The following is a 25,539-nucleotide window of genomic DNA, read 5'->3' as shown; positions in this document are numbered from 1 at the left end:
TTAATCTTCCAACAATAATACTTCTAATTCCTCACCTTTATCGACGAATTCAGTATTCTCGTCAATTATGGCAATACCTTCTGCTTTTAAAAAACTTGATATTGCACCGCTACCTCGAAATACTGAGGCAACTTCATTCTCTTTGATGGCAATAGGCAGGAAATCCTTCCTACCTCTTGTGGAATAAATCCTTTCACTTGAAATAAATTTCTTCATTTCAATTTTTTTCTCTAGTCCAGCCATTTTATATATAAAAGGTAATACTAAGATGTTGAACAGCACAAATGAAGATGTAGGGTGTCCGGGAAGCCCAAAAATAAGTTTGTTATCTTTTAGACCCACTAAAGTTGGTTTTCCTGGTTTTATGCTTATACCATGAATTATTAAGCTACCAAAACTATTGATTGCTTCCTCTACAAAATCCCTTTCACCTTTTGAGGCCCCAGCAGAAAGAATTATCATATCGAATTTTTTTGCTTCATTTAACTTTGAAAAAATCTCCTCTTTACTATCTTTTGCAATACCGAGATTATATGCATCGCAACCTAATTTTTCTAATTTTGAAGAGATATAAAATGAATTAACGTCATACGTTTTTCCATACTCTAGATCCTCCCAAGGGGTTATAATTTCGTTCCCTGTTGAAAAGATTCCGATTTTTAATTTTTTATATACTTTGACCTTTTTAATACCTAGGCCTGATAGCAATCCGACTATCCTGGGGGTAATAAGGGTATTTTTGGGCAGTATATGATTTCCCTTTTTTATGTCATATCCCAACTTCATTATATTTTCTCCTGGAGCAACACCTCTATTAAGCGTGATAAAATTTCCTTGAAGTTGCGTATTTTCTATCATGACAACAGAATCTGCACCTTCTGGGACAGGCGCTCCAGTTGCTACATATGAACAAGTATTATTTTTTATAGGATACCTAGGGGCGCTGCCTGCATTTACACTTTCAATTAATTTTAGTTTTACGGGAGAAGTTTCACTAGCTTCAAAGGTATCTTCTGACCTCACTGCATATCCATCCATTTGAGACTTGGGATACCCGGGAACATTAATTGGTGAAATTAGATCCTCTGATAAAATTCTGTTTAAAGAAGATGAGATGGGGATTTCCTCCGATTTTAACTCAAAGGATACGCTACCTTCAATTTTTTTTATAGCCTCTTCATAAGTATCAAGTTTTAAGAACTTCACAAAATCACTGTATCAATAATTATCTCTTAATTACCTGAAGTGCAGTAGCTTTAAAAAATATATTGATATCAGCGCCCTCTTTGATATTTAGATTCTCAATAGATTGTTTTGTGACGGCAGCTTCAACTTGAAATCCGCAGTCGATTCTTACTATGTTGTAAAATCCATGTTTTATTACATCGGTAACTTTTCCTTTGAACTCGTTTCTAGCACTTGTATTGCCCTTGCCTATCAGGATATCCTCTGGTCTTATAATTAATCTAACCTCCTCACCAACTTTAAAGTGGTCAGACAAAGCAATGATTTTTTTACCCTTTAAGTCGATAGTCATTTCATCGCCTTTTCTCTCTATTACTTTGCCTTCCCAGATGTTTTCGATTTTAACAAAGCTGGCTATCTCTTTAGTTATTGGCTTGTAGAAAATATCATCGGGAGTTCCAATTTGGACTATAGTTCCGTTCATCATTATACCGATTCTATCTGCAAGAAGTATAGCTTCTTCTTGGCTGTGGGTAACATGAATGAATGTTATGCCTTCTTTCCTGTGTAGATCTTTCATATCGGATATTAGTTTAGCTTTTGTATTCTCGTCTAATGCAGAGAAAGGTTCGTCAAGAAGTAATACCTTGGGGTTAATGGCAAGAGCTCTAGCGAGAGCCACTCTTTGCTGTTCCCCCCCACTTAACGTTGTTACATCTCTATGCATCAAATTTTGAATCTTAAACATTTTTGTTAGTTCCTTCATTTTTTCATTAATTTCTTCTTTAGATGCATTTCTAAGCTTCATTCCATATTCAATATTTTTTTTAACTGAAAAATGAGGAAAGAGTGAATAATCTTGATATAAGAATCCAAGATTCCTTTTTTCTGGAACGTCATAGGTAATATCTTTTTCGTCTATCAAAATTTTCCCCTCATTGGGGATATATAAGCCCACAATAAGTTCAAGTAATAATGTTTTTCCTGCTCCAGTTGGACCTAATATGACAAAGTATTCGCCTTGTTTAACCTCTAGTGAAACATTTTTTAGTTCAAATTCTCCCCAGTTATTGCTTAAATTTTCAACTTTTATCATATCATCACTTTTTTCTAGAAATTAGTCTTAAAAATAGAAATACAACGAAGCATAATAATATTAAAAGAACTGCAATAGGTTGTGATTCCTTAAGTCCACCTGTATTAAATCTATAGAAAATCATAGTTGAAGCGATCATAGGGTAATATGCAATTACGACAACTGCTCCGAACTCACTTATCCCCCTTGCCCAGCTCATAATTGCACCAGAAATTAGATGATGATAAGAAAGGGGAAGTGCTATTTGATAAAATGATTTGAATTGGGAGGCCCCAAGAGTTCTCGCAACACGTTCATAATTTGGATTAACACTCTTGAAACCCTCTTTTGCTGAATTTACAAATAAGGGATAACTTACAAAAAACATTGCAATAACTATTCCCCATAATGAGTCTTGAAATACTATTCCAAGATTTCCAAAGATAGTTCCTACTGTACCTCTCCTGGATAGAAGAGAAAATAAGGCAATTCCTGCAACTGTATGGGGGATTATGACTGGAATATCTATTATTGATTCGATTATATTTTTACCATAAAATTGGTTTCTTGCAATTGCATATGCAAGGGGTATTCCAAGTAATACCGCCAAGATAGTTGCAAGAAAAGATGCATATAATGTCAATCCAATTGATTTTAGAACATAAGTATCTTTTAATATCGCGATAAAATTAGACGGGCTAACAACTAGTTGTTTATATAGCATATTAAAAAGTGTTCCAACTACGAATATTATTATAAAGAATCCTATAAAGAAAAAAATGAAGGAAATAGGATTCCTTCTAAATTCAAGTTTAACTCTTTTTTCCATTAATTATCCGCCACATATTGTTGTAATATTTGTGGTACTTTTGATTTACCATTTGATTGCGCTGGAACTACTGGTGGCTGACCATCAGTAGTAAAGACTTGTTGTCCATTCTCATCAATAACATATTTAACGAATTCATTTGCAAGGTCTTTATTTGGTGCGTTTAGAGGAACTGTAATACCGTATACTATTGGACTAGCCTTTTGTGTCTTTCCATCTATGGTTTTAACTTGTACTTTCTTGTAAGTGTCTGCATAAGCTACATCGCTTAGATTGATAGATGCAGGTAATCTTACATATTTCATATTATTTTGTACTGCAACTGAAATGTATTCCCAAGCGTAATCAATTCCACCTTCTTGTACCATTGAAACTAGTTCCACTGATTTGTTTCTTATAGTTAACTTGTTTGTAGCCGGAGCTAGATCTTCTGGAGTTGTTATTACATAAGTTCCATTCACGTCGGCTATTGTTATCTTTGACTTAGAAGAAATTAGTTTTTCAAAAATTGTATCATCATTGTATGCTAGTTCGGCTAATTGTATTGTCATTGGTGTTCTGTATCCACATGGATCTAGATTTGGATTTGAAAATGCCCATACAACATCTGGTTTGTCAAGGATCTTGTACCAGTTATTTTCATTTACAATACTTGCATACTTGCTTTTATCTGAATATGTCAAAACCATTTCATTTTTTGCGAATAGTACGTACCAGTCTGCATATTTTGGAACCATCATTGAAGGTATCAAACTATAGTCTGCAGATGCAAGAACATCGGCTTCAACACCAAGTTCAGTTACTTTCTTAACACATTCTATGCTCCCAGCAGGCTCTAATTGTACATCAACGTTTGGATGGTCTGTTTCAAACTTCTGCTCTATTTTTCCCATAGGTGAAGCAAGACTTCCAGCTATAAGTACTTTTAAAACTGTTTTTTGCCCTGTAGTTTGTGTATCTTTACCTGTTGGACTTGTACAGCCTGCAAATACAAGAGCAGACACAAGGACTACTAAAAGGGCAGCTCCATAAATCTTTTTATTCAAATTATCACCTCGTTATGATTAAATAAAGATAACGTTTTATAAATATTACGAATTATTATTCAATTGGAGTAATAATTCGCTTTTTAGCTTAAAGAATATTAAATTATTCTTCGATAGAAATTATGTTTGCGGGACAGGAATTCTCTGCAGATTTTGCACATTGAGCCATATTTTCGCCAATTTCACCTTCAAATTCACTATCTAACTGGAATTCTTCTGCAATAGTTGCATTTCCGTCAGAATCAGGAACGAATACTTCAGGACATTGCTTGAAGCAAACTCCGCATTTTGTACATCCTTCAGCAATACAAATCTTCATTTAATCATCGATATGATTTATAAAACATAACGCTTAAAAGGTTTTCTAGGCTATCCCATAAAATTTATATAGATGCCTAATATAATAAAATATAGAGTTAACGGATAGTGAATTGATGAATATTGAAGGTGGAAGTTTCACACTGTGGGAAGAATTTTACAACGCGTCTATTAGGCAATTGAAGATGGAGAAATACGCAGAAGCAAAAAGACTGGCAAAAAAATCACTGAATGAAGCTATTGATATTTATGGTCCATCACATTCAACTTCTGGCATGAGTCTGTTTTTGTTAGGATTGATATCCCAATATCAGGCACAGTTTCCTGAAGCAGAATCTTTTTATGAAAAAGCGCTTTCAATATTCGAGAGAATATTCTCTAAAAATGATACCGTTGTTTTGAATGTCTTACAAAATCTTGCATTTGTTTATCAGTCACAAGGGAAATACTCGGAAGCAGAACAGCTTTACAAAAGGGTATTAAGGATTAAAGAAGAAGACTACGGAAAAGAGAATTCTCAGATTATCTCTATATTGTGTTCACTTGCCAATCTCTTAAAGCAAATGAAGAAGTTCGGTGAATCAGAGGAGCTATACACAAGAGCACTTCAAATTTTAATACATGAGTACGGTCCGGATCACCCTCAAATCGGGGATATTTACATTAATCTTCACAATATATATTCAATACTCAATAAGAGAGAAGAAGACAAGCAACTTTACAATTTCTTAAAAAAGCACTCTGACTATTTCTAAGTTATATTTTCAAATATACTTATAAAAAATATCTAAAAAATACATTCATGAAAAAAATCTGTTATTCTCCTATCGGAATTGTTCATTCAGAATTTAAAGAGAAGATTAACGTCCCAATCCAATCTGTGTTTTCTAACAAAAAAGGCATAATAGAAATATATCCTGAATTTTCCGGTGGATTAAAAGATCTAGACGGATTCTCGCATATTTTCTTGATATATCATTTTCATCTTTCTAAGGGATTTACATTAAAAGTAAAGCCTTTTCTTGACGATGTTGAAAGAGGAATATTTTCAACTAGAGCGCCTAAAAGACCGAATAATATAGGACTATCAATTCTCAGCATTGAAAGAATAGAAAATAATATGGTATATGTGTCAGACATAGATATTATTGATAATACGCCAGTATTAGACATTAAACCTTATGTGCCTGATTTTGATCAAAGACAAAATGTAAAAGATGGTTGGTTTTCTAATAAAATTGATAGAAAAGAATATCTATCCGATAACAGATTTTCGTTTTAGATAATATGAGAATAAGAGAATTTGAGTTTAACTTAAGAGAGCTCGCCGGATCAATGGGCGACTTTGGAACGCTTTTACCTTTGGCTATAAGTTATATTGTTGTAAATGGCCTTAATCCTGCAGGATTTCTTATCATGATGGGCATTGTCAATATTTTTTTGGGATTAGTTTACAAACTTCCTATGCCGTTACAACCGAAAAAAACTGTTGCAACAGTTGCAATTGCCCAAGGGTGGACACCTTCCCTTATTTACTCAACTGGATTTGGTTTGGGTATTGTATGGTTATTCCTTTATTTTACAAATCTGATTCAAATAATAGTGAAGTATACCCCTAAATCTGTTACCAGAGGGATTACTCTCGCATTGGGATTTACCCTTTTTTTAACAGGATTTGAATTCTTTAGAACTGATGTTTTAATTGGAATTATGGCTCTTTTGATAATATTAGTTTTTAGAAAAAATACCCGACTTCCGGCAGCAATACTTTTGTTTTTGTTTGGATTTGCTTTAATAATTTTTAAAGGACAACTTAATGGCATAATTGATATAGGATTCACACTTCCACCTATCACTACAGTGTCTCTCAAAGATATCTACAAAGGCATGATTTTAGTAGGGATAGCCCAAATTCCCCTTACTTTGACAAATGCTGTTATAGCAGTAACTGCATTAATCAAGGATTATTTTCCAGAGAAACCAGTAGTATCTGAGAGGAAGTTATTGCTCAATATGGGAATTGTTAATACAATAGTCCCATTTTTTGGTGGGTTTCCTATGTGCCATGGAGCAGGAGGATTGGCTGGCCAGTATACTTTCGGTGCAAGAACTGGAGGGGCAAATATCTTAGAGGGAACAGTAGAAATTTGCCTAGGATTATTTTTGTCAAAATCAATTCTAAATTTATTTACTGTGTTTCCCATGAGTATAGTTGGGGCAATGTTGTTCTATGTATCATATGAGCTTGCTAAGTTGGCTAGAGACATTAAATCTAATTCTGAGATATTTGTAATGATTCTTACGGCAGTTGTTTCTGTAATATCAAATATGGCTATAGGATTTGCAGCGGGGATTATTACGTTTAATCTAATTAAAAAATTAAGTTTATAAAATATTTTAATATTATACTTCTTTTGCTTATCAGGTATACCCCTAATATACTATACGTTTTTACAAAATAATCATAACTTTTATAAGGATATGATTTAGAACTCATATCGGTGATATCTTGAAAAAAATAATACCTTTTTTTGTATGTTCTCTTTTAGTTTTGTCAATGTTCGCTGGGTGTATCGGACAAGGTACTGATACAAAGACAGTGACAGAAGATACGAGAGATATAGTTGACATGGCCGGAAGAACTGTAACTATCCCAAAAAATATTGAGAGAGTTGCTATTTTCGGTGGGCCAATCGGACAAGTTCCATATATATTGGGCGTTGAAGACAAACTATGCGCAGTATCTAAGGGACATCAAACATCAGCTTTACTTTCAACAATGGATCCAAGAATAAGTACACTCCCTGCACCAAGAACCGTAAACGGAGTCATAAATATTGAAGAGTTATTGGCTTCGAATCCTCAATTTGTCATTGCAGGAGATGTAGATGGGGAAATAGTAACTAAAAATACAAAAATACCAGTTGTTCAATTTTTTGCTAGTTCCGATGGTAACTTTGCCCAGACAAAAAGGGAAGTTACTTTCTTGGGAGAAATTTTTGAAAGACCAGAGAAGGCAAAGAAATTCTGTGACTATCTAGACAACACTCTTAAATTTTTAGATGAAAGATTAGCAGATTTACCCGAGAATGAAAGAGTACTTGTATTTAACGGATTTGATAGCAATCACCTAGTTACATATGGTACCGGATCCTACATGGAAGAGAGGATTGAAGCTGCCGGTTGTATAAATGCAGCAAGTGATGTATCTACAGCAGGTAAGAAAGAAGGAATACACGCAGGATTGGACCAGATTTCAATGGAACAGTTGATAGCATGGAATCCAGAGATAGTCGTAATTGATTACGGAACACCTGAAGATCTATACAACGATCCAAAATGGGCAAATATTTCTGCAATTCAAAATAAAAAAGTCTACAGACTACCAAGCGCTGTTTTTATCTGGAACAGACCTTCTGCAGAGTCAGCTGTTTTACACCCCTTATGGTTAGCTAAGATTGCACACCCTGACCGATTTGAAGATGTTAACATCAGAACAGAAATTAAAAAATTCTACCGTGAAATATTTGAATATGAATTGAGCGAAGAACAAGTCGATAAAATATTGGCTGGTGAATATGCAGCTGCTGTTGGCGGATTAAGCGGTGGATATGCTGGTGGGCAACAACAGGGCGGACAACAAGGCAGTAACCAGAATAAATAATAATATTTAATTTTTTTTATTTTTTGGGGTGTTAATTTGAGTGCGCATTCAACTGAGAAAATTTTAGTTAAAACTTTAGATATTTTAGATAATTTGTACCAAGAAAATAAGATTGAAAGACCTAGAGTAAAAAAAATAATTTTAAAACAAGAGTGGAATGTAATCTTTGGAACAAATAATCTATGCGGGATGGTAATTAATTTCACTGGGGTTCACGCAGTGCATGGTGAACAAAAACTTAGGGATAGAATTGATGCAATAAAGGAATTAATAGGTAAAGATCTATTTGACCTTGCTTCAGATTACATTACTTCTAATGATATCCAAGAAAGATCTCTAGCTGTTGGCTCAATTAGCTGTATATCACAGCCTTTCTTATCATCTAATCAGATAAAAAAAAGAGGATTCAACGAATGTAGGGATATAATGGATATGCTAAAACCAACTGATACCGTTGCAATTGTTGGCTATGGGGGGTTTGTGAGAAAACTGCTAGGCAAATGCAAAGAGATTCATGTAACTGAAATGAGGCCAAGAGAAAGATTTGAATCTGTTATTATTGGAGAAAATGTTGATTTTGGGCCCAAGGAGATTTACATTCATACTGAAATAGATAATAAAAAAGTTTTATCTAAATCAGATATAGTTATGATAACTGCATCAACACTAGTCAACGGAACTTTTGATGAAGTAATAGATTATTCTAAAAATGCTAGGATAAGGGGATTGTATGGCCCAAGCGGATCAATAATTCCAGATGTACTCTTTGAGAATGGATTAAATTATCAGAGAGCTTATGAAATAACAAACACTCCTAGATTTGAGTATGATTCAATAAATGACGCTTCTTTAGAAGTTGCTTTAAAAGAAAGCCAAACTTTACATTGCATAAGCCCAAGGTCGATTTAAATGTCAGAAAAAATAAAAGAAGGCAAAATCTCTAGAAAAAATCTATTTTCAAATTCTATTAATATTTTTCTTCTATTACTACCTTTTGTCATATTGCTGTTTTCAATGTTTGTAGGGCGATATGTCATCTCGCCTATAGTTGTTATAAAAATTTTCCTTTCAAAGATTATCTACATAGAACCAACTTGGCTTCCAACTATGGAGAGCGTCATATTTGAGGTTAGACTTCCCCGAGCCATCGCAGCGATGCTTGTTGGGGCCGGGCTTTCTGTTTCCGGAGCTTCATTTCAAGGCCTTTTCAAGAACCCATTAGTTTCTCCTCAAATACTAGGAGTTTCAGCGGGTGCTGGATTTGGCGCAGCAATAGCTTTACTTCTTTTAAATAAACTTGTTTTGGTACAAATAAGTGCTTTTGTGGGAGGAATTATTGCAGTTGCATTTACATATAAAATTAGTAAAATATACAAAACAACACCTTTGCTGATGCTTGTGTTATCGGGAATGGTTACAGCGGCCTTGTTTTCTGCACTAACTTCTCTAATAAAATATGTTGCGGACCCTTTGAATAAATTACCTGCAATTGTTTTTTGGTTGATGGGATCTTTTAATGCCGTTTCTAGAAGAGATATATTATTCCTCGGGCCTTTTATAGTAATCGGACTTACAATATTAATTTTAGTAAGATGGAGGATTAACGTATTATCTTTGGGTGAAGAAGAAGCTCGCTCAATGGGTGTAAACACAGAACAACTAAAATTTATTATTATCTCTAGTGCAACAATAATAACGGCCGCTTGTGTATGTATGAGTGGGATTATAGGGTGGGTAGGCCTAGTAATACCTCATGTTGGAAGGATATTAGTTGGGCCTGACCATAAAAAACTTATACCTGTTTCATTAGTCCTAGGGGCTTCTTATTTGCTCATCGTAGATGACATTGCAAGGTCCGTTATTTCAACTGAAATTCCAATTGGAATACTTACCGCAATTTTAGGGGCACCTTTTTTCGCTTATTTAATTAGAAAATCTAAATCGGGGTGGAATTATTGAAATCAATACTCCAAATGAAAAAAGGTAGCTTTAGCTATATTGATGGCACTTACATATTTCAAGATATTGATTTCTCTTTAGAAAAAGGTGAAGTTTTGTGCCTCTTGGGCCCTAATGGTACGGGAAAATCAACATTGATAAAATGCCTTACTAAAATTTTATCTTTGGATAAAGGAACTATTTTATATGATGGGGTACATATATCTGATCTTTCTACTGAAGAAATTGCAAGAAAAGTTGGGTATGTCCCCCAGTCACATTTTTCAGCTTTTCCATATTCCGTGAAAGATTTAATCGTTATGGGCAGGGCTCCGCATTTAAGTTTGTTTTCCGTTCCTTCCCATAAAGATTTTGATTTGGTCTATGAATCAATGGAAACTGTAGGGATATCACATCTTGCAGATAGGCCCTGCACAGAACTTAGTGGAGGGGAACAGAGATTAGTTCTTTTAGCTAGAGTATTAACACAGCAACCTGAGATTCTTTTGCTCGATGAACCAACTTCTCACTTGGATATAGGTAACCAAGTAAGACTACTTAGATTAATCAATAATCTTGCAAAAACAGGGCTTAGTATCATAATGTCCTCCCATTTCCCAGACCATGCATTTATCTCCTCTCAAAAAGTTGCGCTAATGAAAGAAGGAAAACTTGTTGGATTAGGTTCGCCAGACACGACTATAAATGAAGAAAATCTTAGAAACGTATACGGGATAGATGTAAAAATAAAAGCAATTAAAGATGGGATTAATAGAAAAATATGCATACCTATTATTTGATTTTCTTTCTATCTTTGCTTTAAAATATCTTTAAATACTTGAAAAGCTAATTTGATATTGTGGTAAAATGAAAATTAGCGCAAGAAATAGCATGGAAGGAGTTATTAAAGAAATAAAAAAGGGAGAAGTTGCTGCTACAGTTAAAGTAGAGGTTACAAAACCATCTACAATTACCTCTATGATTACTCGGGATGCAATAGAATCCTTAGGATTAAAAGAAGGGCAAAAAGTAAAGGTAGTAATTAAGTCAACTGAGGTAATGATAGCAGTAGATGAGTAAATAATATATTAAAAAATTTAAAGAAATAATGATACGTATAGTGCCGTAAAGACTATGAACGTTCCGATAACTGAACCCAAATGAAGCTGTGTTGGGGATATCTTGTTCTTTTCCCTCAATTCATTTAAGACAAATTGCATCCCTGGAAGCGACAGAGTCAATCCCCATGAGAGATATCTGAAGTTCGTTGTGTTCATATTTGATTTCTGCTGTTCCTCTTTGGATTTAATAAGCTCATCCTTTAAGTCTTTGAGGTCCCAGTTCAATTCTTCATTTTTGACTCTGTAAGTTTCTACAGATCTCTGCATTTCAATTATATTCTCTGTCAATTTTGCATTTTCTTGAGTCAGTTTTGTTATTTCATTTTTCAGTGAATCAATAGAGCCGCCATAATCTTCTTCTTCATAGAATACCGAATAGAAGTTCTTTTCTAATCCCGTTAGTGATGTCGAGTAAAAGAATCTACCCTCCTGAAGCCTCCATCCCGTAGAGTCAAATGGTTTATGCCCAGCTGGGAGAGTTATTTTAATTGTAGCAAGGTCATCTGGTCCCATTTCTGAAGAAATAACATAATCGAAAGAGTTTAAGATATTTGGGGCGAGATTAAAAATGGATTGCGTATTTATAACATAGATTATATTGAATTGGTAATCTGAGGGTCCCTTTTTCCCTTCAGGGTCTATTGTAAATTTAGCGTTAGTTGAACTTTCATCAAAAATAACATTTAATTTGGTCCATGATGAATTAGAGTCTTTATAGCTTAGATCTACGTTAGTTATCATATTTTTTGGAATATTGTTCTCAAAAGTTAGGTTACCAAGTGTATCTGAAAGTATGATTTGATGGGTTAGATATGTGTACTGTTGATCTATATTGACATCCGTCAAAATATTCATTTGTACAGAAGGATCTATATCTGTTGCATCTGATGTAACGCTAAATGAATAAAGAAAACTTTCAGCTTTAACTTCAGATTGATTAATTAAAAATACTCCTAGTATGAATAATAAAGCATAAATTCTAATTTTTCTTGACATATTAACCCTTCCTTATTAATTCAATAGCATAAAAAATCTTTAAATTACTTTTCATTTTTCCCTAATAGATTATAATATACTAAGTTACGAATAATATATACAATATCAAGAAAATTACAAATGTTCCAACAACTGAACTTATCAACAGTTGTGTTGAAGTTATTACTGATTTTGTCCTAAGTTCAGCAAAGAAAAGCAGTAGTATTGGAAGTAATATAGTGAGTCCCCAAGAGAACTGCCAGAAGCTATTTGAAATCTTATCCGATACTTTTCTTTCTTCTTCAGCTTTTAGAAGTCTATCGTTAAGATTCTCTATTTCTAGTGTAAGATTATGATTTTCTGTTTTATAACTCTCTACACTCTCTTGTAGTTCAGAAATTGTTTCAGATAATTTCGCATTATCCTGCCTTAGATTTGCTATCTCCTGCTTTAGAGATTCTAAAGAACCGGAATAATCATTTTCTGTGTTAAATATAGTGTAAAAGCTCCCCGATGTCTTTGAAATTGTTCCAGAATATACAAATCTTTCATCTTCAACTCTCCAGCTTGTGTTGTTAATTGGCTCAAATCCTTTAGGTAATGCCAAGTTTATCCTTGCCATATCATTTTCGCCAAGTTTATTTATTAAAAAATATTCAAACGACAATAGAGTGTTTGGTTTAAGGGTATAGATTGAAGAAGTATTAATTTTATAATTTAACATGAAACGGTATCCATCCAAACTCTTCTTTCCTTCAGTTTCAAGAGCAAATCTTGCATTTGCTACTTCCGGATCAAAGATAATTTCAACTTCTTTCCAGCTAGAATTAGCATCTTGGTACATTAGCTGAATCTGAGTTATAATTGATTTAGGGATTGAAGTATTAAATACAAGGATTTGAGGGGCTTCTGATAAATAAATTTGATTATCAATAGCTGTATCTTGGTCTGATATATCCACATCAGATAATATCTCGATTTTGCCAAAAGGTGCCATATCTGCCGATTTTGGTGCAATATCAAAAGAATATACAAATCCTTCGGCATCTGCTCTAGGCATACTGATTATTAATGATCCTAATATTAGACATAATATAAAAACTATTGATTTATTATGCGTAATTTACACTCTCCGGTGCCTTAAGGATTGAGGCCTATATAAAAATCTTTTGCCTTTAATTTTAAGATATCCTTTTAAAGAAATAATAAAATAAAGTATTTATGGCAACTTTAGACGATGTACTGCATGTCATCTCAACAGACGATGAAAAAGCAAAAATTGTTGCCATGGAGCTGGCAAATGATAATGGAAGGCGCATAATAGACGCTTTTTTTATTGCACCACAATCGGCTAGCGACCTAGCTAAGATGTTAGATCTTCCAATGCCCACTGTGATGTTTCATATCGAAAGATTGATGGAAATTGGGATTATTGGCGTAGTTGATACAAAACTTTCAAGAAAATTCAAGGATATAAAATATTACGGGCCTAAAAAGACAGCGATCCTTATAGTTCCTTCCCAGAAGGAAGAAACTGTAAGAAGCCTATCCACTAGCCTCAAAACATCTTATATCCCTGCTACAACAGCTTTGTTAGTCATGTTCCTAGTTGTAATTCTTGGTATAGGTTTTAGCGCCCCCGGTATTTTCCAATCGTTTCAGTCAAATCAACCACAAATGATGTCTGAAGGTTTAGGGGGCAGTGATGAAATAAGACAAATGGATCACGTAGATGAAAAAATAGCCCCAGTTGCAGAAATAGTACCTAAAAGCAACCCGCTTACACCTCTAATTTATATAATAATTGGCGGTCTGGCTTCACTGTTATTAATATTAATATTATTAAGATTAAAGGGTAGATGATTTGAGAGTAGGCATTATCTCTAGAACAGACAAACAAAAAGCATTAGACATTGCTAGGGAAATATCAGAAATTTTGAAAGTAAAACATGAAGTCTATTTTGATGAAACTTTAAACAAGCACTTCCCTAACAATAATTATTCTAAAAAATCTGGCGATATAGATTTATTGATATCTGTTGGTGGCGATGGAACCATATTAAAGTCTGTTAGGAGGTATCGGGATACTCCGTTGTTGGGTATAAATATGGGGACAGTCGGATACTTAAACGAAGTACTTCCCGAAGAAATTAATTCTATACTCAATATACTAGAAAATCATACCATTGAAGAGCGTTCTATGATTTCTTGTAAGATAGGCAATAGGACTGTAGAAGCATTAAATGATATTGTAATACGCACAGAAGTTGCCACAAGGGTATCTCAAGTCAAGGTAGAGATTTCTGGGCAAGAGTACATTGTCTCAGGCGACGGAGTGATTATTACAACACCAACAGGCTCCACAGCATACTCTTTTTCCGCCGGAGGGCCTATAATAAGAACGAATTCTCAGGAATTTGGAATTACTCCTATTTGCCCTCTTTACCGTAAAGCAAGTCCGATAGTCTACCCAGATCATGAAAACGTGATTGTTACAGCATTGGACAGGCCATGCACCATTGTTACGGACGGATTCCCAGAAGGCACAATGAAACCTGGGAATAAGATAGAGATAAAAAAAAGTCTTCTTAAAGCTAGATTTGTAAAGAAGTGAATTTAGTGAAGTTCATCCTTGACTCATCAGCATTTATAGGCGGATTTTTACCAGGAGAGGATGAGTATTTTACTGTCTATGAAGTAATTGGTGAAGTTGAAGACGAGCAATCTAAAGAAAGATTGTCTTATTTTTTAAATTCTGGGAAGATTAAGATAAAGGAACCTAATTCAGAAATAGTAAAAGGAGTAATTAGAAAGTCTCAAACAACAGGAGACAATCTATCTTTGACGGATATTAAATTAATTGCGCTTGCGCTTGAGTTAGATTCTACGATTATATCCGAGGACTACGGGATACAAAATGTTTCTTCTATGATCAATGTTAAATACAAATCAATTAGGGAAGCTGGGATAAAAAAGATAATTCATTGGGAGTATTATTGCATGGGATGTAAAAAAATACACTCAAAAGACAAAAAAATCTGTCAAGACTGCGGAAATATAATAAAAAGGCGACCTATAAAAAAAAACATTGAATATTCATATTAATTAATAGGGTTTTATTATTATGCTATAACCATTAAATTTATATTTAGGAACACTTAATATTGTTAGTATGGTCAACACTACTACAAATACCGAACAAGACTATCTTAAAGCAATTTTAAATATAACAGAGAATAAAGGTTTCGCAAGAACAAAAGATGTCGCTAAGGCGTTAGGAGTAAGACCTGCAACTACAGTTGAAATGCTAAAAAAACTTGAAGAAAAAGGATTAATCAAACGAGAGCATTATGGGCCCACAGTCTTAACTGAAAAAGGAACTAGAATAGCAACGATTACATTAAAAAAACATAAAGTTCTTCTTGATTTTTTCACGATGATACTTGTGCCAGAAGAAGATGCTGAAAAAGATGCGTGTGATATGGAACACAATTTAAGTAAGGTAACGAATGAGCAGCTTATTAAGTTCATGGCGTTCTTATCTCACGAAGGATTCTTTGATATCTGGGCAAAAAAATTCAAAGATTTCTCCTCAAGCGGCAAGTTGAAACCTATCAAGATCTCTGATGAAGAGTATTATTATGATTTGGCAACCCAGAATATGAAGTAATTTCTCGATTAACAAATAAACTATTTAAGAAGAGAAATACTACCAGATTCATGATATCTCTTGGGATAGAGGGCACAGCACATACTCTTGGAATTGGGATAGTTTCTGAAGAATGTGTACTCTCAAATGTTACTGATTCTTATTGCTCAGATGGAGGAATTCATCCTAGAGAAGCTGCAGATCACCACGCCAGTGTAATAGGAAGTGTTATGGAGAAGTCTTTATCTGAAGCAGGCATTAAAAAAGGTCAAGTTGACTTAATCTCTTTTTCAATGGGGCCAGGTCTTGGCCCATGTCTTAGAATTGTTGCCAGCGCTGCAAGGTCACTTTCGATTAATTTGAATGTGCCCGTAATAGGAGTGAATCATTGTGTCGCTCATGTAGAGATTGGCAGATTCGCTACAGGTGCAAAAGACCCAGTTACTCTTTATGTTTCAGGGGGTAATACTCAAATATTGGCGTATGCGGAAGGCAAATATAGGGTGTTTGGCGAGACTCTTGATGTCGGAATAGGCAATATGCAGGATACCTTTGGCAGGGAATTAGGGATAGGTTTTCCCTGTGGAAAACAGATCGATGATCTTTCTAGCAAAGGGTGCAATTACCTACAGTTACCCTACACAATAAAAGGCATGGATTTTTCTTTCTCAGGCCTTTTGACAGAATCGATTAAAAAATTAAAAACTAACAATCAAGAAGATGTTACTTTCTCATTAATGGAAACTGCATATTCCTTGGTAGTTGAAGCGTCTGAAAGGGCAATGTCACATACTGAAAAAAATGAACTATTGCTAACAGGCGGAGTTGCATCTTCCAAAAGATTAAAAGAAATGTGCAACACTATGTGCGTTGAAAGAGACGCTACACTTTTTGTTCCTCCCCCTGCTCTATGCCGGGACAATGGGGCAATGATTGCCTATCAAGGGCTACTGGAATACTCAAATGGCAAGAGGATGGAGATTGAAGATACGATAATAAAACAAAAATGGAGAACAGACGAGGTGGAAGTGAATTGGGTATAGATAAATTAGAAAAAGCTGTAAAAATCATAAAGAAGGGTGGCGTGATAGTATACCCAACTGACACCTGTTACGGTATAGGATGCGATGCGACAAATCCACTGGCAATTGAAAAAATATTCAAAATAAAGGGCAGGGAGAAAGATAAACCACTTCCAGTGATAGCTTCTTCAATTGAAATGATAGAAAAATATGTTTTTTTAGAAGAAAGAGCAATTAAACTGTTCAAGGCTTTCCCTGGGATATCTGTAGCTCTTAAGAAAAAAGGAAATGCCATACCGGATATTGTAAACAAGGAAAAACTGGCATTTAGAATACCCTCAAATGAGATTTCTAAAAAGTTGTCCGAATTATCTGATAAACCTATCATTTCAACAAGTGCAAATAGATCAGGGGACCCATCTCCTTACTCCATAGAAGAGGTAAAATCTAGCCTCAAAAAATTCTTAGAAGAAATTGACCTATTTATCGACGGTGGAGATCTTGATAAAAATCCTCCATCGACTATAGTTGATTTAGTTGATGGCACGATAGGAAGGGTAGGCAACGTAAAAGAAAAGCAAATAAGGGATTTACTGGGGGCCAAGCTTTGATTCTAAAAAAGGGGGCGGAAGCAGACCTTTATCTTGAAGATTTCAAGGATGTTTTCGGGTTTGATTTTTATAACGAGAAGGTCGTCATCAAAAAAAGGGTAAAGAAAAATTACAGGATTAATGAAATTGACGACATGATTAGAGGATTTAGAACTGTTAAAGAAGCAAAAATAATCAATAAAGCAAAATTCTCTGGAGTATACTCTCCAGCTCTATACCTTGTTGACTTAAAAGAAAAAAGTATTGTAATGGAGTATATTAATGGAATCCGATTAAAAGAGCATTTTTCTTCAAAAGGACTCGATAAAGATATAGGGTTCCAGATAGGTAAATCAGTTGGCTCTATGCACAAAGCCGGGATAATCCACGGCGACCTCACGACATCAAATATGATACTAAATGGTGGCAAAGTATATTTCATCGACTTTGGATTATCAGAGGAATCCGAGGAAATTGAGAAACAGGGAATAGATGTACACCTATTAAGGCAGGCTTTAGAAAGTACTCATTTTGATATTTCAGAGGAGCTATTTAAAATAATAATTGAAGGGTATTCGGATGTGGTTGGAAACAAAAAGAAGGACGAAATCCTCCAAAGAATTGAACAAATAGAAAAGAGGGGAAGATATAGAAAAAGAGACTAAATTTTTTCTAATTCGCTTAATACTTCCCAGAGAATTGTTCTCGTGTGCATTGGCATGTTAGGGTCGTTTGAAATTTCGTCCAACAACTCAACTGCAGCATGGGCTCTTGATTGGGCAGATTCAGAAGTATCGAGTAATCTGTCAGCAGCTTCCTTGGCAGCCCTTCTTATATTTCTAGGAACACTGTTGTCTTCGTTAACAAATTCGTTTAAGTAATCGACTATACCTTTAATATTTTCTTCAGGCATTATATCACCTCTTCTATATACCGCATGAACATGAAATTGCTTTAAAACATTTATCTTTAGAATATTTAATTTACTACGGCTAAATAGGTTATAATTATAGACATTAACCCAAAAACAGCTCCAATAAACCAAATTACAAGGACTAAGCTTCTTTCATTGAGTTTAAAATGGGAAGTAAGCAAATTAGCCACTGAGAGATACTTTTGGGGGTGCAATAACCCTTGGCTGTCAACTTTAGTTGGACCATATTTTTTTCCGCTAAATCTTCTCATTGATTTGAATAAAAACTCCATTATTTGAGGCAGCAAAAGGATTACTCCAATTATCTCTATCTGCTTTATTATAGAAAATGATGCTATTATTGCACCAACTATCAATGTTCCTGTATCGCCTGGGAATATTTTTGCTGGGTATTTATTGTAAATTAAAAAAGCAAGGAAAGATAAGGCAAAAGTTAGGAGATAAATTGATGTTTTGAGGTCCCCTAAAAGAAATATGCAAATTGAAAGTGAAAGAGTCGATATAAATCCCAATCCGATCTCCTCACCGTTAAACCCTGCAAGAAGATTTGTTAGATTCGAAGCAGCGGTGAGGCCTATAGGAACTATAAGATAATAGAGTAGACCAATATGAATCTTGAATAAAATTAGGTTTAATGTAGTATCGTTGACAAAAAATAATAATGGTATACCTCCTAAAAGGCATGCTATTGTTTTGAGCAATTGAGGTATATTGTATAGATCATCTACCAGGCCAACTATACCTATAATTGCAACAGGAAAGACGAACATCAATATTAATGCATCACTTGATAATAAGTAATAGAGAATAAAAAAAGGGATTGTTCCTAGGAACAGAGCTACACCTCCGGCTTCAGGGATCTCGAATCTTTCTATCTTATGGAGGTCAATACCAAATAAACCGTGCTTTTTATTGATTTTGCCGATGATTGGGGTAATGATAAGTGTAGTTATGAATGAAATAATCGGAAGCAATATACTGTTCATGAAATAACTGTTATATACGCGTTCTTAAATATTGTTATTATGGAGAAACAGCTCTCTCGTTACAATCTTTTTCTATTTGACATGGACGGAACTTTAGTAAAATTTAAGCTTGACTTTGAGTATCTTAAGAGAGTCACTAGAAAGATTCTAGAGGATAATGGGATATATCTAGAGATTAGGGGGTCTTTAATTGAGACATTAAAAGAATTAAGGTCCGTATTTACAGAGGAAGAAGAATATAATGTATTTGTAAAGGGGATTGAGAATATTATAGTCCAGCATGAACTTGAAGCATCAGAAAAAGCTGAAGTTTTTCCTGATTCTATAGACTTATTAAATATCTTAAAATCAAAAGGAAAGAGCATTGGCATTATTACCCGAAATAGTAAAGCCGCCTCTATGAAGACTCTAGAAGTTTCTGGATTAATGAAATATATGGATGTTATTGTTACAAGAGAAGACGTTGCAAAAGTAAAACCTGACCCTGAGCATGTAGAAGTTGCCATCAAACTTCTAGAAAAAAAGGCAGAAGATACAGTTGTCATTGGAGACCATAGGTATGATATCTCATCTGGAAAAAGAGCCGGGTGCTTCACCATAGGAATATTGTCGGGTGTATCTTCAGAAGAGCTTCTAAACGAAGCAGACCTTATAGTCTCTTCGCTAGAGGAAATTATTTCATTTTTATAGGATATAGACAATAAAGTTTTTAAACAACAATTTAATCGTTTCGTATATATCCAAAGAAAGGAGGGTCACAATGGAATACAAAATTATTGTTTCTTACCAAGATGGTAAAACTATACAGAAAGAAGTAAAGGACAAACAGGCAGAACCCCTCTTTGGTTTAAAAATTGGCGAAGAGTTTAATGGTGAGACGATAGGACTTTCTGGCCATGTATTGAAGATTACAGGTGGATCCGATAAAGACGGGTTCCCAATGAGGCAAGACCTTGACGGTAACAGAAGAGTAAAACTTTTGCTTTCCAAGAGTGTTGGCTTTAGACCAGTAGAACAGGGCGAGAGAAGGAAAAAGAGAGTTAGAGGAAACACCATAAACGAAGACACTGTCCAAATTAACACCAAAGTAATGAAGCCTGAAAAATACGAAAATCCTGAAGAAAAGAAAGCAGAAGAAGCACCAGAAGAATCAAAATCTTAAGTGCATAATAATTTATGATAAGGAGATATAAAGTTGGGACAAGCTGAAGTAAATATAGGTCTTGTAGGGCATGTCGATCATGGTAAAACTACTTTGACACGAGCTCTATCTGGAGTCTGGACAGACAAACACAGCGAAGAGCTTAGAAGAGGTATTACAATAAGACTAGGGTATGCAGATATAGAGTTCAGAAAATGTGAAGCATGCGAAGGAGTAGAGGCCTATACTACTGAAAAAACTTGCCCTAAATGCGGTGGAGAATCTAAAGTTCTAAGGAAAGTCTCCTTTGTCGATGCACCGGGTCATGAAACCTTAATGGCAACAATGCTTTCAGGTGCCGCAATCATGGATGGGGCCATATTGGTGATTGCAGCCAATGAGAAATGTCCGCAACCACAGACAAGAGAGCATCTAATGGCCTTAAATATTGTAGGGATTAAGAATATTGTTATTGCACAGAATAAAATAGAGCTTGTTTCTAAAGAAAAAGCAATTGAAAATTATAATCAGATAAAAAATTTTATTAAAGGAACTGTAGCTGAAAATGCTCCAATTATTCCTATCTCTGCTCAACACAGGGTCAATATTGACTACTTGATAAAATCAATTGAAGATGTAATAAAAACTCCAAAAAGAGATTCAAATAAACCACCAATAATGTACATTGCAAGGTCTTTTGATACAAACAGGCCTGGCACATTCCCAGAGGACCTAAAAGGTGGAATCTTAGGGGGATCACTTATTCAAGGGAAACTAAAAGTTGGGGATAAAATAGAAATAAGGCCCGGCTTTGAAAAAGTTGAACAGAATAAGAAAGTCTTCAAGCCAATATTAACTGAAGTGTCCAGCTTAAATGTTAGCAATGAATCAGTTGAAGAGGCTTTGCCTGGTGGGCTTCTTGGAGTTGGAACTCTCCTAGATCCTGCAGTTACAAAGTCAGATACTTTGGCAGGCAGTATATTAGGACATCCTGGAGAGTTACCAAAAGTTTGGGAAAATTTAACTCTTGAAATAAATCTCCTTGAAAGAGTTGTTGGTACAGAGGATGAAATTGAAGTTGACCCTATAAGGCCTAAAGAAATGCTATTGTTAAATGTCGGAACAGCTAAAACAATAGGTACAACTACAAAGGTCGGTAAAGTCACAGAATTGATATTAAAACTTCCAGTTTGTTCTTTAGTTGGTGAAAGGGTAGCCATAAGTAGAAGGGTCGGTGCCAGATGGAGACTAATAGGCTACGGAATAATAAAATAGTTGTAATTCTAGATACAAATTTTCTTCTTCTTCCAGGTAGATTTAATCTTAGGATCGAATCAATCGAAGATGTCATAGAAAAAAAATGTAATATAGTAATACCAACAAATGTTATTTCTGAATTAAAAAAGATAGAACTTACTGGTTCCGATAAAAACGCTAAAGAAATTGCATTAATTATTTCCGAACGTTATGAAAAAATTGAGTTGGAAGGTCCTGTCGATAGATCAATTCTAGAATATGCCAAAACAAACAAATGCATTGTAGCAACAAACGACGTAAAATTAAAGTCAGATTTAAGAAAGATTCAAGTTCCAGTCGTTTTTGTAAAAAATGGAACAAGACTTGGGCTTGAAGGCTACATTGAGTGAATTCTTCTTTTGATAATGTCTATGTTGGTATTAACTGGATTAGATGTGTCTATAATTATCACATCTTCTTCAAATTCTTCAAATATTTTTTTCATTTTGAGATATACGCTATAATCTGCATCACTGAACTTATCCTTCCTTTTATCTATTCTTTTCTTAAGAAGTTCTTCAGGCGTCTCACAATAAATAAAGTAGATCTCTTCACAAAATGATTTTCCAACCTCTCTTGCCCTTTGCCTTAATCCTTTTGTATAAAAAGTTCCATCAAGAATGACATTTTTATCCATAGCCAAATATTTCCCAGTTTGTAAAAATAGTTCATTATATACAATTCTTTTATCTTCTTCATTATACACTGGCTTTTCAAAAATCATTTTTCTAATCTTGTCGGTTGAAAAAACAACAGCATCTGTTTCTTTTGCAAGTGCTTCAGCAATTGTCGTCTTTCCTGTGCCTGGAAGGCCAGTTACCACAATGAGCATGAACTATTTTCTAAGGTAAGTTTTAAATATATTACTCAAAATATAGACTGAGGGATAATTTGCCAGATAGATTTACAAAGCCGCCTTTTAAGAAGGTAAAAATAAGAGAAATACCAAATGAAAAATATGTTAGTGTTGTAGGGGCCATAATCAAAAAAGAGGGAAATGATATCCTTTTGGACGATGGCACGGGGCAAATTGAAGTCGTTTTTGGCGAAGATATTAATTTCAAAGAAGGCGACATCGTTAGAGTTTTCGGTGCTGTCATCTCAGGCTCTTTAAAAGGAGAATTAATTCAAGATATGTCTGGGCTTGATATAAAGCTCTACAGGGAAAGTTTTGACAAAATAAAAAGTCTATATTATAAATAATACTCCAATAAATTTATATAAATAATAATAACTATTGCATATAGGTTATAAGGTGAGATAATGTTTGAAGCTGTTTTGAGTGCAGAAACATGGAAAAAATGTGTCACTGCCATCGGTAGTCTCGTGGAGGAAGTTCCTTTGAAGATTACTGCCGAAGGTATTGAGTTAAGGGCTATGGATCCATCTCATGTAAGCATGATCGATTTTAAAATGAACAAGGAAGTGTTTGCAGAGTATAAAACTGATAAAGAGTCTATCATAGGCATTGATATTGAAGATATGTCAAAATTCATAAACAGAAGCCGAAGCGATGATATCCTTGTTCTAAAACTTGATGAAGAAAAAAACAAGATACTTATGGTGTTAAAAGGAACATCAACTAGGAGATTCGGGTGTCAGCTTATTGATGTCACCGAACAATCGAATCTCAAGATGCCCGCTTTAAATACCACTTCAAAGGTAAGGCTGAGTTCTCAAGCTTTTAGAGAAGGTCTAAAAGATGCAAATATTGTGTCAGATCACGTTTCCCTAAAAGCAGACGATGCATTTTATATGAATGCTGAAGGAGACACAGGGGACATTGAAGTAAAACTTGAAAAAGGTGATCCTGATCTTTATGAGATCATTGTATCTGCAGGAGCTTCTTCAACATTTAATTTGAGCTACTTAACAGACATGTCAAAGTCAATACCTGGCGAAATGTCAATCGAAATAGGAAGCGATATGCCCGTAAAGATTGAATTTGAAATCGAAGGTGCTTCGTTTGTATTCATTCTTGCCCCAAGAGTCGAAAGATGAGAAGTAATATGGGAAAAAATGACGACCCTATAAATATCTTTAGAAAAGAATACATAAAAAATGGTATTCTTGGCTCTAATGCTGAAGATAACAAAGATATTATTGATTTGTTAAGTAAATCTTATGATGAAGATTCACTTGAAGGGAAAATAAATAAATCTAAAAGTGAATATACAAAAATACAATTTGAAACTTTTTGTAGGAAAAGATTTAGATCCATAGTTGAGAAATCCCTTGAAGATGTAGGATTAGATAACGAGCTAGAAATTAGAATTTCTGAGACAATCCAAGTTCTTCTTAATGAATATAAGAGCAATATTCTTAATGTGGATATTTCCCGTAAAGAAAGAAGGGAAAAGGTTTTTAAGGAGGTAAAGCTCTCACAAGATGTACCAGAGTTCATAGGAGAGGATATGAGGGCCTATGGACCATATAAGAAAGGGGAAATAATTTCAATCCCCTTGAGAAATGCAGAGATACTTATAAGAGAGAAAGTTGCTGAGAGCTAGTCATGAGTGATTCTTATGAAAATGCCAAAAAAAATGAATACCTATTGCCCGACCTGTAAAAAGCATACGTCACATAAGGTTGAGACTGTAAAGAAAAGAAAAAGAGGAGAACTTAGTGCAGGTCAGAGAAGGTATAAAAGAAAAATTAAAGGTTACAGAGGTTTCCCAAGATCTTCAGTTAGTGGTGGAAAATCTGTAAGCAAACTTGATTTAAGATATAGATGCGAATTATGTAAAAAAGCCACTACAAGAAAAGGCTTCAGAGTTAAAAAGTTAGAGTTCGTGGAGGCATAATATGAAAAAACTTGTTTCAAAGTTTTTGAGAGTAAAATGCACTGACTGTTCAAGTGAACAGATAGTGTTTAACAGACCTGCTATCACCGTAAAATGCCTTACTTGTGGAAAATCCCTTGTTGAGTCAAAAGGTGGAGTAGGCAAGATTAATGCCGAAATACTAGAAGTATTGGAGTGATTATTCAATGCTTGAAAGGGATTACCCCGAAGAAGGGGATCTTGTCATGTGTTCCGTCAAGGAAGTATTTCCTTACGGTGCGTTCGTTATCCTTGACGAATATGACAAGGAGGGCATGATACATATAAAGGAAATCTCCTCCAGTTGGGTTAAAAATATTAGAAACCATGTGAGGGAAGGTCAAAAAATAGTATGCAAGGTTCTAAAAGTCGATGCATCTAAAAATCACATAGACTTATCCCTTAGAAGAGTTACAAGCCAACAGAAGAAAACAAAAGTTCAAGAATTCAAGAGAGAGAAAAAAGGCGAAAAACTATTGGAGCTATACGCTACAAACATTGGAGAAGATTACAAAAGTATTATCCATAATATCGGGGTGCCCATTGTTAATAAATATGGCGATTTATACGCCGCTTTTGAAGAGACTTCAACAAAAGGCAAGAGTGTTTTAGAGGGATTAATAGACGAGAAATACGTTGATGGGCTTTATGAAATCATAAAAACTAATGTTGAAAACCCATTAGTTTCCATTACAGGCCACATAGTCCTTGAATGTTTTTCCGGAGATGGAGTAAATATAGTAAAGGATGCTTTAGTCAATGCAAGGGAAAAATACAAAGACAAAGTAGAAGATGTAGAAATAAGGAATGAAGGGTCCCCAAAATATTCTATTCATATAGTCGCTGAAGATTATAAAGCAGCAGAATCTGTTTTGAGAGATATTGCAGAAATGGCAATTTCTCATGTTCAGAGTAATGAGGGTAAAGGGTCCTTTAAGAGATCATAAT

General features: G+C 34.6%; 35 protein-coding genes. 25 read left to right on the top strand and 10 right to left on the bottom strand.

The features are described 5' to 3' along the window. The 5 genes from PLI06_00615 to PLI06_00595 all read right to left on the bottom strand — a co-directional run bounded on the left by PLI06_00615 (window position 1) and on the right by PLI06_00595 (window position 4,454). Window positions 1–1,206 (bottom strand): molybdopterin molybdotransferase MoeA, encoded by a 1,206-nt coding sequence (locus PLI06_00615; protein HOI76101.1) that lies wholly within the window; start codon window positions 1,204–1,206, stop codon window positions 1–3. Window positions 1,207–1,225: 19 nt separating this feature from the next. After that, window positions 1,226–2,281, bottom strand: coding sequence for an ATP-binding cassette domain-containing protein (locus PLI06_00610; GenBank protein HOI76100.1), 1,056 nt, complete (start codon window positions 2,279–2,281; stop codon window positions 1,226–1,228). Window positions 2,282–2,285: 4 nt separating this feature from the next. Beyond that, window positions 2,286–3,089 (bottom strand): ABC transporter permease, encoded by an 804-nt coding sequence (locus PLI06_00605; protein ID HOI76099.1) that lies wholly within the window; start codon window positions 3,087–3,089, stop codon window positions 2,286–2,288. Further along, complete coding sequence (gene wtpA / locus PLI06_00600; protein HOI76098.1) at window positions 3,089–4,135, bottom strand: tungstate ABC transporter substrate-binding protein WtpA; 1,047 nt, start codon at window positions 4,133–4,135, stop codon at window positions 3,089–3,091. Before wtpA ends, PLI06_00605 begins: the two co-directional genes overlap by 1 nt. Window positions 4,136–4,238: 103 nt before the next feature. Further along, window positions 4,239–4,454: a ferredoxin gene (locus PLI06_00595; protein HOI76097.1), complete on the bottom strand. Its 216-nt coding sequence runs from the start codon at window positions 4,452–4,454 to the stop codon at window positions 4,239–4,241. A gap of 115 nt (window positions 4,455–4,569) precedes the next feature. On the opposite strand from PLI06_00595, the gene PLI06_00590 reads away from it, so the two are divergent. From PLI06_00590 to PLI06_00555, 8 genes are all read left to right on the top strand, one after another. Then, window positions 4,570–5,208: a tetratricopeptide repeat protein gene (locus PLI06_00590; GenBank protein ID HOI76096.1), complete on the top strand. Its 639-nt coding sequence runs from the start codon at window positions 4,570–4,572 to the stop codon at window positions 5,206–5,208. Between the two features lie 47 nt (window positions 5,209–5,255). Then, complete coding sequence (tsaA, locus tag PLI06_00585; GenBank protein ID HOI76095.1) at window positions 5,256–5,735, top strand: tRNA (N6-threonylcarbamoyladenosine(37)-N6)-methyltransferase TrmO; 480 nt, start codon at window positions 5,256–5,258, stop codon at window positions 5,733–5,735. A 5-nt stretch (window positions 5,736–5,740) separates the two neighbouring features. After that, window positions 5,741–6,844, top strand: a complete 1,104-nt coding sequence (locus tag PLI06_00580) for a putative sulfate/molybdate transporter (GenBank protein ID HOI76094.1) — start codon at window positions 5,741–5,743, stop codon at window positions 6,842–6,844. 118 nt (window positions 6,845–6,962) lie between these two features. After that, complete coding sequence (locus PLI06_00575) at window positions 6,963–8,117, top strand: ABC transporter substrate-binding protein (GenBank protein ID HOI76093.1); 1,155 nt, start codon at window positions 6,963–6,965, stop codon at window positions 8,115–8,117. Between the two features lie 36 nt (window positions 8,118–8,153). Next, a complete protein-coding gene (locus PLI06_00570; protein ID HOI76092.1) occupies window positions 8,154–9,026 on the top strand; it encodes a DUF364 domain-containing protein in 873 nt (290 codons plus the stop codon). Then, window positions 9,027–10,076, top strand: coding sequence for an iron ABC transporter permease (locus PLI06_00565; GenBank protein ID HOI76091.1), 1,050 nt, complete (start codon window positions 9,027–9,029; stop codon window positions 10,074–10,076). Window positions 10,077–10,090: 14 nt separating this feature from the next. Then, window positions 10,091–10,855: an ABC transporter ATP-binding protein gene (locus tag PLI06_00560; GenBank protein ID HOI76090.1), complete on the top strand. Its 765-nt coding sequence runs from the start codon at window positions 10,091–10,093 to the stop codon at window positions 10,853–10,855. Between the two features lie 67 nt (window positions 10,856–10,922). After that, entirely contained in the window at window positions 10,923–11,135 is a 213-nt protein-coding gene (locus tag PLI06_00555) for a TOBE domain-containing protein (protein HOI76089.1), read from the top strand. A gap of 17 nt (window positions 11,136–11,152) precedes the next feature. Here the strand turns inward: PLI06_00555 and PLI06_00550 are convergent, their stop codons facing one another. Beyond that, window positions 11,153–12,172 (bottom strand): hypothetical protein, encoded by a 1,020-nt coding sequence (locus PLI06_00550; protein HOI76088.1) that lies wholly within the window; start codon window positions 12,170–12,172, stop codon window positions 11,153–11,155. A 79-nt stretch (window positions 12,173–12,251) separates the two neighbouring features. Continuing rightward, window positions 12,252–13,211, bottom strand: coding sequence for a hypothetical protein (locus PLI06_00545; protein ID HOI76087.1), 960 nt, complete (start codon window positions 13,209–13,211; stop codon window positions 12,252–12,254). A 161-nt stretch (window positions 13,212–13,372) separates the two neighbouring features. On the opposite strand from PLI06_00545, the gene PLI06_00540 reads away from it, so the two are divergent. The 7 genes from PLI06_00540 to PLI06_00510 all read left to right on the top strand — a co-directional run bounded on the left by PLI06_00540 (window position 13,373) and on the right by PLI06_00510 (window position 18,077). Then, window positions 13,373–14,014, top strand: coding sequence for a helix-turn-helix domain-containing protein (locus tag PLI06_00540; GenBank protein HOI76086.1), 642 nt, complete (start codon window positions 13,373–13,375; stop codon window positions 14,012–14,014). A 1-nt stretch (window position 14,015) separates the two neighbouring features. Beyond that, entirely contained in the window at window positions 14,016–14,765 is a 750-nt protein-coding gene (locus tag PLI06_00535) for an NAD(+)/NADH kinase (GenBank protein HOI76085.1), read from the top strand. 5 nt (window positions 14,766–14,770) lie between these two features. After that, on the top strand, window positions 14,771–15,256 hold the full coding sequence (locus PLI06_00530; protein HOI76084.1) for a ribonuclease VapC: 486 nt from the start codon (window positions 14,771–14,773) through the stop codon (window positions 15,254–15,256). Between the two features lie 67 nt (window positions 15,257–15,323). Beyond that, entirely contained in the window at window positions 15,324–15,821 is a 498-nt protein-coding gene (locus tag PLI06_00525) for a metal-dependent transcriptional regulator (protein ID HOI76083.1), read from the top strand. Between the two features lie 50 nt (window positions 15,822–15,871). Continuing rightward, window positions 15,872–16,843: a bifunctional N(6)-L-threonylcarbamoyladenine synthase/serine/threonine protein kinase gene (locus PLI06_00520; protein HOI76082.1), complete on the top strand. Its 972-nt coding sequence runs from the start codon at window positions 15,872–15,874 to the stop codon at window positions 16,841–16,843. After that, complete coding sequence (locus PLI06_00515) at window positions 16,834–17,433, top strand: L-threonylcarbamoyladenylate synthase (GenBank protein ID HOI76081.1); 600 nt, start codon at window positions 16,834–16,836, stop codon at window positions 17,431–17,433. Before PLI06_00520 ends, PLI06_00515 begins: the two co-directional genes overlap by 10 nt. Then, window positions 17,430–18,077, top strand: a complete 648-nt coding sequence (locus PLI06_00510; GenBank protein HOI76080.1) for a Kae1-associated kinase Bud32 — start codon at window positions 17,430–17,432, stop codon at window positions 18,075–18,077. The genes PLI06_00515 and PLI06_00510 overlap by 4 nt, the downstream gene beginning before the upstream one ends. On the opposite strand, the gene PLI06_00505 is transcribed toward PLI06_00510, so the two are convergent. Continuing rightward, window positions 18,074–18,325 (bottom strand): UPF0147 family protein, encoded by a 252-nt coding sequence (locus PLI06_00505; GenBank protein HOI76079.1) that lies wholly within the window; start codon window positions 18,323–18,325, stop codon window positions 18,074–18,076. The genes PLI06_00510 and PLI06_00505 overlap by 4 nt on opposite strands. Window positions 18,326–18,390: 65 nt before the next feature. Further along, window positions 18,391–19,332, bottom strand: a complete 942-nt coding sequence (locus PLI06_00500) for a hypothetical protein (GenBank protein HOI76078.1) — start codon at window positions 19,330–19,332, stop codon at window positions 18,391–18,393. Window positions 19,333–19,371: 39 nt separating this feature from the next. Between PLI06_00500 and PLI06_00495 the strand changes: the two genes are divergently transcribed. The 4 genes from PLI06_00495 to PLI06_00480 all read left to right on the top strand — a co-directional run bounded on the left by PLI06_00495 (window position 19,372) and on the right by PLI06_00480 (window position 22,119). After that, window positions 19,372–20,022: an HAD family hydrolase gene (locus PLI06_00495; GenBank protein ID HOI76077.1), complete on the top strand. Its 651-nt coding sequence runs from the start codon at window positions 19,372–19,374 to the stop codon at window positions 20,020–20,022. A 70-nt stretch (window positions 20,023–20,092) separates the two neighbouring features. Continuing rightward, window positions 20,093–20,494 (top strand): 30S ribosomal protein S6e, encoded by a 402-nt coding sequence (locus PLI06_00490; GenBank protein HOI76076.1) that lies wholly within the window; start codon window positions 20,093–20,095, stop codon window positions 20,492–20,494. 27 nt (window positions 20,495–20,521) lie between these two features. Further along, entirely contained in the window at window positions 20,522–21,748 is a 1,227-nt protein-coding gene (locus PLI06_00485; GenBank protein ID HOI76075.1) for a translation initiation factor IF-2 subunit gamma, read from the top strand. After that, entirely contained in the window at window positions 21,715–22,119 is a 405-nt protein-coding gene (locus PLI06_00480) for a nucleotide-binding protein (GenBank protein ID HOI76074.1), read from the top strand. The genes PLI06_00485 and PLI06_00480 overlap by 34 nt, the downstream gene beginning before the upstream one ends. Here PLI06_00480 and PLI06_00475 read toward each other — a convergent pair. Next, window positions 22,107–22,601, bottom strand: coding sequence for an AAA family ATPase (locus PLI06_00475; protein ID HOI76073.1), 495 nt, complete (start codon window positions 22,599–22,601; stop codon window positions 22,107–22,109). The two genes, PLI06_00480 and PLI06_00475, sit on opposite strands and share 13 nt — an antisense overlap. 59 nt (window positions 22,602–22,660) lie before the next feature. Between PLI06_00475 and PLI06_00470 the strand changes: the two genes are divergently transcribed. From PLI06_00470 to PLI06_00445, 6 genes are read left to right on the top strand one after another with little or no spacing between them, the layout of a single operon-like run. Further along, a complete protein-coding gene (locus PLI06_00470) occupies window positions 22,661–22,972 on the top strand; it encodes a hypothetical protein (GenBank protein HOI76072.1) in 312 nt (103 codons plus the stop codon). Between the two features lie 60 nt (window positions 22,973–23,032). Continuing rightward, the gene (gene pcn, locus PLI06_00465) at window positions 23,033–23,770 is read left to right on the top strand and encodes a proliferating cell nuclear antigen (pcna) (protein HOI76071.1); all 738 of its coding nucleotides are present in this window, start codon (window positions 23,033–23,035) and stop codon (window positions 23,768–23,770) included. 8 nt (window positions 23,771–23,778) lie between these two features. Continuing rightward, a complete protein-coding gene (locus PLI06_00460; GenBank protein ID HOI76070.1) occupies window positions 23,779–24,279 on the top strand; it encodes a hypothetical protein in 501 nt (166 codons plus the stop codon). 15 nt (window positions 24,280–24,294) lie between these two features. Beyond that, window positions 24,295–24,573 (top strand): 50S ribosomal protein L44e, encoded by a 279-nt coding sequence (locus PLI06_00455; protein HOI76069.1) that lies wholly within the window; start codon window positions 24,295–24,297, stop codon window positions 24,571–24,573. Window position 24,574: 1 nt separating this feature from the next. After that, window positions 24,575–24,751 carry a 30S ribosomal protein S27e gene (locus PLI06_00450; GenBank protein HOI76068.1) on the top strand — a complete coding sequence of 59 codons (177 nt, stop codon included), beginning with the start codon at window positions 24,575–24,577 and terminating at the stop codon, window positions 24,749–24,751. A gap of 7 nt (window positions 24,752–24,758) precedes the next feature. Continuing rightward, a complete protein-coding gene (locus PLI06_00445) occupies window positions 24,759–25,538 on the top strand; it encodes a translation initiation factor IF-2 subunit alpha (GenBank protein ID HOI76067.1) in 780 nt (259 codons plus the stop codon). Window position 25,539 lies beyond the last annotated feature (1 nt).

The sequence above is a fragment of the Methanofastidiosum sp. genome (assembly GCA_035362715.1).
In the GTDB taxonomy this organism is placed as follows: Archaea; Methanobacteriota_B; Thermococci; order Methanofastidiosales; family Methanofastidiosaceae; genus Methanofastidiosum.
The sequence above is the reverse complement of the archived record's forward strand: the minus strand, read 5'-3'. Positions and strand labels throughout refer to the sequence as shown.